8 protein-coding genes and 1 pseudogene are annotated in these 9,383 nt (G+C 39.5%); 5 read left to right on the top strand and 4 right to left on the bottom strand.

Annotation, left to right across the window (positions count from 1 at the left end; genetic code table 11):
• The 3 genes and pseudogenes from ACSC97_RS04205 to ACSC97_RS04195 form a co-directional block, all read left to right on the top strand.
• Positions 1-159: pseudogene (locus tag ACSC97_RS04205) on the top strand (IS4-like element ISAba33 family transposase); the annotation flags it as partial.
• Between the two features lie 224 nt (positions 160-383).
• Positions 384-1,646, top strand: a complete 1,263-nt coding sequence (locus ACSC97_RS04200; protein WP_004757055.1) for a putative DNA modification/repair radical SAM protein — start codon at positions 384-386, stop codon at positions 1,644-1,646.
• Positions 1,647-1,648: 2 nt separating this feature from the next.
• A complete protein-coding gene (locus tag ACSC97_RS04195; protein WP_436659457.1) occupies positions 1,649-2,443 on the top strand; it encodes a TIGR03915 family putative DNA repair protein in 795 nt (264 codons plus the stop codon).
• 52 nt (positions 2,444-2,495) lie between these two features.
• On the opposite strand, the gene ACSC97_RS04190 is transcribed toward ACSC97_RS04195, so the two are convergent.
• Positions 2,496-3,911 (bottom strand): SLC13 family permease, encoded by a 1,416-nt coding sequence (locus tag ACSC97_RS04190; RefSeq protein WP_436659455.1) that lies wholly within the window; start codon positions 3,909-3,911, stop codon positions 2,496-2,498.
• A 113-nt stretch (positions 3,912-4,024) separates the two neighbouring features.
• Positions 4,025-4,777 carry a sulfite exporter TauE/SafE family protein gene (locus ACSC97_RS04185; protein WP_436659453.1) on the bottom strand — a complete coding sequence of 251 codons (753 nt, stop codon included), beginning with the start codon at positions 4,775-4,777 and terminating at the stop codon, positions 4,025-4,027.
• Positions 4,778-4,973: 196 nt separating this feature from the next.
• Between ACSC97_RS04185 and ACSC97_RS04180 the strand changes: the two genes are divergently transcribed.
• The gene (locus ACSC97_RS04180) at positions 4,974-6,083 is read left to right on the top strand and encodes an HPP family protein (RefSeq protein WP_436659451.1); all 1,110 of its coding nucleotides are present in this window, start codon (positions 4,974-4,976) and stop codon (positions 6,081-6,083) included.
• A gap of 64 nt (positions 6,084-6,147) precedes the next feature.
• Here ACSC97_RS04180 and ACSC97_RS04175 read toward each other — a convergent pair whose 3' ends face one another.
• Positions 6,148-6,417, bottom strand: coding sequence for a PspC domain-containing protein (locus tag ACSC97_RS04175; protein WP_004760601.1), 270 nt, complete (start codon positions 6,415-6,417; stop codon positions 6,148-6,150).
• 343 nt (positions 6,418-6,760) lie between these two features.
• Between ACSC97_RS04175 and ACSC97_RS04170 the strand changes: the two genes are divergently transcribed.
• The gene (locus ACSC97_RS04170) at positions 6,761-7,429 is read left to right on the top strand and encodes a hypothetical protein (protein WP_199955541.1); all 669 of its coding nucleotides are present in this window, start codon (positions 6,761-6,763) and stop codon (positions 7,427-7,429) included.
• Positions 7,430-7,482: 53 nt separating this feature from the next.
• Here the strand turns inward: ACSC97_RS04170 and ACSC97_RS04165 are convergent, their stop codons facing one another.
• On the bottom strand, positions 7,483-9,306 hold the full coding sequence (locus ACSC97_RS04165; RefSeq protein WP_404490420.1) for an acyl-CoA dehydrogenase C-terminal domain-containing protein: 1,824 nt from the start codon (positions 9,304-9,306) through the stop codon (positions 7,483-7,485).
• Positions 9,307-9,383: the final 77 nt, after the last annotated feature.

Below are 9,383 nucleotides of genomic sequence, written 5' to 3'. Positions count from 1 at the left end.
AAGAAGCATGGACGACTTTCAGTAAGTTTATTTCGCTACGGTTTGGACTATGTTCAAATGGCTATTCTACGTTTGATTGGTTTTGGAAAAAAAGAAGAATTTAAGAAAGTGCTCGCAATTTTAAGAAAGAAAAAGCCTGATAGGACAAGGGCCCTATGAAATTTGTCGTGTACAGAGTAATAAATTATTTAAACGCTTTTGTTTAATTTTCGAGTCAATTCAAAACGTACCCAATAGCCGACATATTTTCCCAGTTGGCAAAGTCCTGAATGGGAGACCATTCACATAAACGTCACCTCATGACGCATAACATCTTTACCAATCTTAATTTTCAAATCATGAAATGTTAGCTTTGAAATGATGTTGTCACTGAGGTGTTTGCTATGTCTGATCGCATTCGTGAAAAATTACAAATTCTTGCGGACGCAGCTAAATATGATGTGTCCTGTTCCTCTAGTGGTAGTGACCGTAAAAATAAAGACAAAGGTTTAGGTGATGCCAGTCGGGCAGGGATTTGCCATAGCTATACCGAAGATGGACGCTGTGTTTCATTGCTGAAAATCTTGTTCAGTAATGTCTGTATTTTTGATTGTGCTTATTGTGTGTCACGCCGTTCTAATGATGTCAAACGTGCTGCATTTACCGTACAAGAAGTGGTTGATCTGACCATTAATTTTTATCGTCGTAATTATATAGAGGGATTATTCCTTAGCTCAGGTATTTTTAAATCCGCAGACTATACGATGGAGCGGATGCTTCAAGTGGTGAAAAAGCTGCGTCTAGAAGAAAATTTTAATGGCTATATTCATCTCAAAACTATTCCTGGAGCATCGCCTGAACTGATTCATGAAGCAGGGCTTTATGCTGACCGCATGAGCATTAATCTAGAAATGCCAACCGAGGTTGGGTTAAAAGCATTTGCTCCTGAAAAATCACATCAAGAAGTACAAAAAGACTTAGGCTTAGTGCGAGATCGACTAATTCAACTCAAAGATGAACGTCAAATTATTAAGCATGTTCCAAAATATGTACCCGCAGGGCAGACCACGCAAATGGTGGTCGGCGCACATCAAGAAACCGATCAAGATGTACTTGTAATGGCAGATCGACATTACAAAGAATTTAAACTGAAACGGGTGTATTTCTCAGGTTATATTCCAATCAACACAGAAAATAACTATTTACCAGCAGTCGGTTCAGCGCCACCTTTATTAAGGGAAAATCGGCTTTATCAAAGTGATTGGTTGATGCGTTTTTATGGTTTTGAAGTCAATGAAATCGTCAATGAAAAACACCCACATCTTGATTTAGATGTAGACCCAAAACTGAGTTGGGCGTTGCGTCATCCTGAGCAGTTTCCAGTGGATTTAAATCGTGCTGACTATCGCATGATCCTTCGTGTACCAGGCATCGGAGTGAAGTCAGCTAAGAAAATCGTGCAAGCGCGTCGTTTTGGCAAGATACATACTGATTTATTGAAACAACTCGGTGTGGCATATTCACGTGCCCAGTTTTTTATTCGTTGTGAAGACAGTCCAAGGTTTCAAAAGGAACTTTCTACGACTGATATTCGTCAGCAAATATTAACGCAGGGTTCATCCAAATACGTTAAACAACTGTCACCTCAGTTGAGTTTAGGATTCTAAACATGCTCAGTGATGGTGTGGTTTATTACTATTTTGATGGCTCTATGGTCGGTTTACTCAACTGTGTATTTCGTGCTTTTCAATTTAAAGAATTCCACGTGCAACTGTGTTTAAACCAAGGTGCACAGCATGGCTTATTTGCCACGGTGGTTGAAATTCCAAATCACGAGCAACATGCAGCACGTGTTTGGTCAGCCTTACAGCAGAAATTGTCGCATTCATCTTTGAGACAATTTTATTTTGCCTATTTAGCTGAGTCTTTAGATGCCTATCAGCATTTATTCAATTATTGTATCTATGTCTTTCGACATCAACATTCAGTTGAGAAGAATTATTCGCATCCCAGTGTTTTAGCAATATCGCAATGGACGAAAAAGGTGGGACGCGAAAAGCATCGTATGGAAGCATTTGTGCGGTTTAAGAAAACCACAGATGGATTGTTTTTAAGTTTGGTTCGTCCTGATTTTAATGTGCTGCCTTTGATACAGCCGCATTTTAAGCGTCGTTATCAAGATCAACGTTGGTTGATTTATGACGAACAACGTAAATATGGATTGTATTATGATTTACGCGAAATTCACGTGGTGTCTTTAGATGCTCATCAGATTGACCGTAATATCGAAAATGGGGCCAGTCAAAACTTCCAATTAGAATTAGATGAACAAGAAGAATTATATGATCAACTTTGGAAAGATTATTTTAATAGTATCAACATTAAAGAACGTCAAAATTTGAAATTACATGTGCAATATTTGCCTAAACGTTATTGGCGATATTTGAATGAAAAATACGTTTGATCTTCTCTCTTATTTAAAGCGATAAAAAAGCGCCGTAGCGCTTTTTTTGTATTTAGAGGAAAAACCAGTAAACAAATATTGAAACCAGTGCGATACATAAAATATTGAGAATAAAGCCAATTCGCATCATTTCACTTTGTTGAATATGCCCCGTACCAAATACAATCGCATTCGGTGGTGTTGCGACAGGGAGCATAAACGCACATGAAGCCCCGATTCCGATGACAACCACAAGAATTTCTTTTGGAATTCCCATTTGATCAGCGATTGCTGCAAATACTGGAACCAGCAGTGCAGCTGAGGCTGTATTACTGGTAAATTCAGTTAAGAAAATAATAAATGCAGCTACAATCACGATGACTAGGAATGGTGAGGCATCACCAAATGCATTTGCCAGAGTTTGCCCAAGTACCAAAGAAGAACCAGAGTCTTTTAAAACGGCACTTAAAGTTAAGCCACCACCGAATAGCATTAATACGCCCCAGTCCGTATTGTCTGCAATATCTTTCCAAGTGGCGATTCCTAAGATAACGACCATACAGGCTGCAAGAACTGCAATCCATGTATCAGGTTGAGTAATTCCAAACTGTTCGCTGACGCTTTTACCAAAAATCCATGCCAATGCAGTGATAGCGAAAACTAACATGGTTAGAATACGATCACGGTTCCAAGGGATAGTTTCTGTTCTGAATTCCACACGATGATTAAGTTTAGGTCTGAGCACGATATACAAACTAAATAACATCGCAGGGAAAATGATGAGCATCATAGGCAAACCGACTTTCATCCAGTCTGCAAAATCATAGCCTAATGCTTTCGCTGCAATCGTATTGGGTGGTGAGCCAACTAAAGTGCCTAAGCCGCCAATACTTGCTGAATAAGCAATACCTAAGAGGATAAATACGAAAGTTTTACGTTCTTTTTGCGCATCAAAATGTGAAAGCAAACCCAATGCAAGAGGAAGCATCATAGCCGCGGTTGCAGTATTCGAAATCCACATCGACAAAACGGCTGTGACCAAACAGATTGCTAAAACAGCTACTCCCAGATGCCCTCTAGACATTGCAATAATCCACATGGCAATTTTTCGATCAAGTTTTTGCACATGCAATGCAGTTGCCAAGGCAAAACCACCAAAAAATAGGAAAATCGTTGGATCAGCAAAAGTACTCAGTGCTTTAGTGGTAGAAATTGCTTCAATCTCACCATCTCCTCCCACACTCGGCATACCGACGAGAACCGCGAGCACAGGGACTAGCAATGCCGTGATGGTGATGTGAATAGCTTCAGTCAGCCACAAAATACCGATAAATAACAACAGACTTAGACCTTTATTGGCATTTTGGTCATAAGGCAAAATTTCATATAAACCGAAAGACAGCAGTGCTGCAATTGCAATAATCACCCAGCCACGGATTAAGCCTTTGGGCATGGCATTGGTGGGTGTTTCGAGGTGAGGAACATTCATAAAATATCCTTATTTGAGTTGTTCTAGTTGCGATAGCGTATACAACTGAATAACCATAAAGTCTCAAAGAACTAGAAGTAAATATTAAGTTCTGCCATCTATGTAAAATCTTTTTAAACCATGTTGATTCCCTGCCACAGTGCATTGGTACCGAGTACAGTCAAAATGACTAAAATAAGGCGTTTGAATTTTTGTTGGGAAATATGAATTCTGATCTTAGAACCAAGATAAATAAAAAATAATGAAAAAAACGTAATTGCACACAATAGATATATCTGTGCCTGATCAAAGGTCAAAAGCGTTGGGTAGAGTATCGAGAGCTGGATTAATTTGCTGGCAAGAAAGCTAATGTTGGTAATCATCACGATATCATTTTTACTATGCTGTGTACTTAACAAATACATCATCAAAAATGGAGCCATCGCATTGGTTGCGCCTCCGATCACACCTGCAAGCAACCCAAATATGAGCATGTTTTTAATTGAGCGACGTAGGTGCAAAGGTTGCGATCTAAATTGATCTAATACATAGAGCCAAATGACCATCCCTAACAATAGCTTGAGATAACTTTCATCAATATAAAGTAGTAGCATGACACCAAACAGGCTTCCAATCAGGCTACTGCCGATAAGACTCCAGTAATTTTTTACATAATATAATAGGGAGATCGGGGCTTTTTCATGCGTCCCTAACACACTCATATTCATTATAATACAAGGAATAAGTACCATCGCGATGGCAGTCTGTAGAGGGTGAAACAGAGACAATGCTGCTGTACTGATCATCGGAAATCCGAAACCACTCAGACCATGTAGTAATGCTGCTAATGCACACAGCAGCAGTGTTAAAAACTCAGTTTTATACAAAACAGTTCTCTAGCACAGTAGTGAATTGATCAATCATCGATATTGGTTAATTTATAATATATGGTAAAAATTACTTGAATAATAGATTATCAGATTATCTCATATCTTTAAGATGTAACTTGAATACACCTTATTTGGCTTTGCGCGTATACTTGCTTCGATCGAAAATCAAAACATCCAACCAGCAAGGTGCATTGTGAACTTGACCCAATTAGACTGGATAAATTTACTAAAACCTAATTATAAAGTTCTTCCAGTGAAAGAACGTGTGTTCTCAGGCTTTGGTGCACTGTGTGGTTTGGCGATTTCTTCTTTGATTAGTTGGTATGTATTGGGCGGGATGAATGCCTGGTATATCGCGCCGATGGGTGCATCTTCCGTTTTATTATTTGCAGTTCCAAATAGTCCATTAGCACAGCCTTGGAATGTGGTGGTTGGTAATACTTTAGCAGGATTTATTGGGGTGGCATGTACCCAGCTTTTACCTGATTTAACCACAGCATTTAGTGTGGCTGTTGGATTGGCTATCTTTATGATGATGACCACAGATTCATTACATCCACCAAGTGGTGCTGTAGCCATTACTGCGGTTCTGGGGGGAGAGGCTGTACATAAGCTCGGCTTTCATTTTATCCTTTACCCTGTATTGCTTAACTCACTTTTATTACTTGTTTTTGCAGTGTTTTTTAATCGGCTGATTGGGCGAAATTATCCGACTATGCCTCATCTCAATGAACGCTCCAAAGACCCAACACCTACTCAAAAAGTATCGATTCAACCCAAAGATATCGAATATGCCTTAGAGCAACATACTGAACTATTAGATATCAGCCAATACGATTTAGAGAAAATCATTTTAGAAGCACAAGAGCATGCGAATGAGCGATTAAATCATTCGTTCGTGTGTCAGGACATTATGAGCCGTGATGTAATTAAATTATATGAGAATGACGATATTCATCAGGCTTTGGATAAGTTTAAATCGGTTAATTTAATGAGTTTGCCAGTTGTGAATGATCAAGAGCAATTGGTTGAAACTCTAGCATTGTACGAAGTTGTTGAGTGGTTCAAAGGAGCCACTGATCCGCGCAATTCTTGGCAACATTATGTGAAACAGATTATGAGTCGTCGAGTTGTGAAAGTTGATCCATTACAACCGATTCAAGATCTTGTACCTTATTTTGTTGAAAAATCTTTTAATTATATTCCTGTGGTCGAAGAGCTGCGTTTAATTGGAATTATTAGTCGGGCTGATATGATTGCGGCTTTGCATCAGCAAATCAAACAACAATCATCTGTATTGTGAGCAAAAAAAAGCTACGGTTGTATAGGGGTAAATCCAACCGTAGCGACCAAACTAAAAAATAAGATTAACGTTTGATTCCTTGATCCTCATACACTGTTTTGACAGGTTGGTTGTAACCTTGTACATGCTCAACCCGATTTGCCTGTCTTTTTGGAATGACTAACCACATGATTAAATACACCAAAATACCTGGGAAAGCGGCGCTCATAATTGAAATAATCACAAAGATTAAACGTAGTAAATTCGCATTCCAACCAAAACGTTCCGCAATACCGCCCATTACACCAGCGATCATGCTTTGTTGGTTTGAGCGATATAAACCAGAATTGGCCATCGAGTTTTTCTCCTTAAATAAATGAAACAACAGGGAAAAATCAAAAAATTGAGATAATGTGCTGTTGATATATTAGAGATAGGGGCAAATTCATTTTTTTAAAGTTTCTGTAAGCGAGAGAATAGTTACGGTATGTAAAGAATTGATGGAAAAACCGACACTATCGCCTAAAATGCACCGACTTAACGCATCTTGCGATAGCAACCTGCGATTTCAGACTCATCGTTACTTTATTTCTATTCCTTCTGTAGATGTGTAAATGTATATCCTGTTCTTTATGATTTACACGGGGTGGAGAGGTCTTGAATAAAATGAACGATGTTGATGTTAGAGAATGATGAATATGCAGTTTCGGTTATTCTTACAGCCCCTCAGTGTAGGAACTCTATTGGTTTTAGGTTTGACGGCGTGTGATGGTCATCATCCTGAACCAGCGATATCACACAGTCAAACCCAGCCTAAACCTGTTGAGGCGGCTGTATCGACTGTGCTTGCAGATGATCAAGCGGTTACCAGTGAAGGTGTTGCTTTAACTGAAGTAGCAGGTCAGGCAACCATTCCTCATGTCGCATCGAAACATATGGAAAAACCATCACCGCAAGATTTGATCTATGCGGGGCGTTATCATGCGCGTATCCCATGTTCTGATCCTTTTGCTGGATGTGTGAACAATGAAAACGAAGCCGAATATATTATTAATTTACTAGATGATGGATCTGTATTTTGGACCAATACCAGCTTTGGACGTTTGGGCACTGATTCATCACAGAATATTGCCAAAATTGAACAGACCTGTAAGCAGGTTCATTGGCATGTTCATAAAGATCAAAATGAAATCATGATTCGTTGTGATGCAGCGGATGTGAATTTGTACTATCAAATTAATGCGAATCAAGATTTGGTGATGAATTTAGACAAGATTTGGAATGGTGATCACGGACAAAATCGGAAGTTTTTTAACGAATATCCGTTTCCTAAGAAAGCCTATGTTTTTGAAAAAGTAAAATCATGATGGATTTAAATATAAAAAAGAGCGCTTAAGCGCTCTTTTTTATGCAGTTTCGATTAGTAATCGAAGCTGAAGTGTTCTGGTGCAAGAGAAGTCAATGTACGAGAAGTCGATACCATTGATTCTGCATGACCTTGAGCACGTGGCAATAAACGGTCAAAGTAGAAATCTGCAACTTTGATTTTTGCTTTATAGAATTCTGGAGTTTCAGCGCCGTTACCAGCTTCTAATTTTTCAGAAGCGATTACAGCTTGTTGAGCCCAGAAGTAAGCCATCATTACATAACCAGAGAACATCAAGAAATCAGCAGAAGCAGAAGATACGATGTCACGGTCTTTACGCGCTGCAAGCATGATGCGAACAGTTAATGTATTCCATTGAGCGCAAAGCTTAGTTAAGTCCCAAGCGAAGCGACGTAAATACTTGTTGCGAGCATGTGCAGCACAGAATTTTAAGATTTCAGCAGTATAGTCACGAACGACTTTACCTTTTGAGCTTAAAAGAACTTTACGACCTAATAAGTCAAGTGCTTGGATACCCGTTGTACCTTCATACAATGTTGAGATACGTGCATCACGTGCGATTTGTTCCATGCCCCATTCTTTGATGAAACCATGACCGCCATATACTTGGATACCATGGTTTGCAGCTTCCAAACCTAATTCAGTCAAGAAACCTTTAAGAATTGGCGTATAGAAGCCTAATTTGTCATCAGCAGCTTCATAAGCAGCTTGGTCGCCGTTTACAAGAGCATCAGTCATTTTGTCAGCAAGTTTTGCAGCGTGATAAATCATTGCACGACCGCCTTCAGCTACAGCTTTTTGAGTTAAAAGCATGCGGCGAACATCTGCGTGGTGAATGATCGCATCAGCAACACGCTCTGGCTCTTTTTTACCAGAAAGTGCACGCATAGACATACGGTCTTTCGCATAAGGTAAAGCACCTTGGAAAGAAAGTTCAGCGTGTGCGATACCTTGAACAGCTGTACCAATACGTGCAGTGTTCATGAAGGTAAACATGGCATGTAAACCTTTGTTGATTTCGCCGATTAAGTAACCAGTTGCGTTATCAAAGTTCAATACAGCAGTTGCAGAAGCACGGATACCCATTTTGTGTTCGATCGAACCACAAGAAACCGTGTTACGTTCACCTACACCGCCATCAGCAGTTGGGATGAACTTAGGTACGATGAATAACGAAATACCACGAGTACCAGCAGGTGAATCTGGAAGACGCGCAAGTACGATGTGGATGATATTCTCTGTTAAATCGTGCTCACCTGCAGAGATGAAGATTTTTGTACCAGAGATTTTGTAAGTACCGTCAGCAGCAACTTCTGCTTTAGTTTTTACTTGACCTAAGTCAGTACCACATTGAGGCTCAGTTAAGCACATTGTGCCAGACCAAGTACCTTCAACGAGTTTAGGCATATATGTATTTTTTTGCTCATCAGTACCGAATTGCATGATGGTGTTCATACAACCTGTACTTAAACCAGGATACATTGTGAACGACCAGTTCGCAGTACCCATCATTTCTGATTTGATAAGGTTTAAAGACATTGGTAAGCCTTGGCCACCAAACTCTTCTGGATAAGAAAGACCTTGCCAACCACCCATTACGAATTGGTCGTATGCTTCTTTGAAGCCTTTAGGAGTAGTTACTTCGCCGTTGTTAAAAGTACAACCTTCTTCGTCGCCAGACTGGTTGATTGGAGAAAGTACGTTTTCGCAGTAATCAGCCGCACCTTCAAGAATCATGTCAACTGTATCAGCATCAGCATTTTGACCACTTGTCAAAGTTTGGTAATGTGCTGGATAATCGAACACTTCATTCATTAAGAAGCGAATATCACGGAGCGGGGCTTTATAAGCTGGCATAATCTTAATCCTGTATTTGAATCGTTGTGGATTATCTGTATCAGTACTTTGATTATTCACAGTGGTGATAAAAATAC

Source organism: Acinetobacter sp. P1(2025), from assembly GCF_051390655.1.
GTDB classification, from domain to species: Bacteria; Pseudomonadota; Gammaproteobacteria; order Pseudomonadales; family Moraxellaceae; genus Acinetobacter; species Acinetobacter junii.
Note: the sequence above shows the minus strand (reverse complement) of the source record. Positions and strands in the feature narration are given on the sequence as shown.

Coding starts and splice junctions, on each gene's coding strand:
- ACSC97_RS04165 (WP_404490420.1), bottom strand. CDS start 9,306: ATGCCAGCTTATAAAGCCCCGCTCCGTGATATTCGCTTCTTAATGAAT.
- ACSC97_RS04170 (WP_199955541.1), top strand. CDS start 6,761: ATGCAGTTTCGGTTATTCTTACAGCCCCTCAGTGTAGGAACTCTATTG.
- ACSC97_RS04200 (WP_004757055.1), top strand. CDS start 384: ATGTCTGATCGCATTCGTGAAAAATTACAAATTCTTGCGGACGCAGCT.
- ACSC97_RS04190 (WP_436659455.1), bottom strand. CDS start 3,911: ATGAATGTTCCTCACCTCGAAACACCCACCAATGCCATGCCCAAAGGC.
- ACSC97_RS04195 (WP_436659457.1), top strand. CDS start 1,649: ATGCTCAGTGATGGTGTGGTTTATTACTATTTTGATGGCTCTATGGTC.
- ACSC97_RS04175 (WP_004760601.1), bottom strand. CDS start 6,417: ATGGCCAATTCTGGTTTATATCGCTCAAACCAACAAAGCATGATCGCT.